This is a genomic window from Burkholderia sp. SIMBA_051 (assembly GCF_046534915.1).
Lineage (GTDB): Bacteria > Pseudomonadota > Gammaproteobacteria > Burkholderiales > Burkholderiaceae > Burkholderia > Burkholderia ambifaria.
On sequence record NZ_JAWRXS010000357.1, the window covers coordinates 1 to 267 of the forward strand.

The following is a 267-nucleotide window of genomic DNA, read 5'->3' on the forward strand; positions in this document are numbered from 1 at the left end:
GCAGATCGGACAGCGATGCGTCGAGCATGCCGCGGCCGAGATTCAGGCCCGAGGTCAGGGCGGTTTCAACGTTCACGTCGAACCACGACTCGATACTGCGCGACACGAACTGATACGAGACGACGTAGATGATGCCGCCCGGCACCACGCCGACCAGCGCCATGAAGAACGCGAGTTTCGCCAGCAGCCGCGTGCCGAACTTCCCCTTTCGCAGCCGCACGATGATGATGATGACGAGCGTCGCCACCACCAGCAGAAAGATCATCG

At 61.8% G+C, this 267-nt stretch carries 1 pseudogene; it reads right to left on the reverse strand.

Annotation, left to right across the window (positions count from 1 at the left end):
* Window positions 1-267, reverse strand: a pseudogene (locus SB771_RS34850) (PAS domain-containing sensor histidine kinase); the annotation flags it as partial.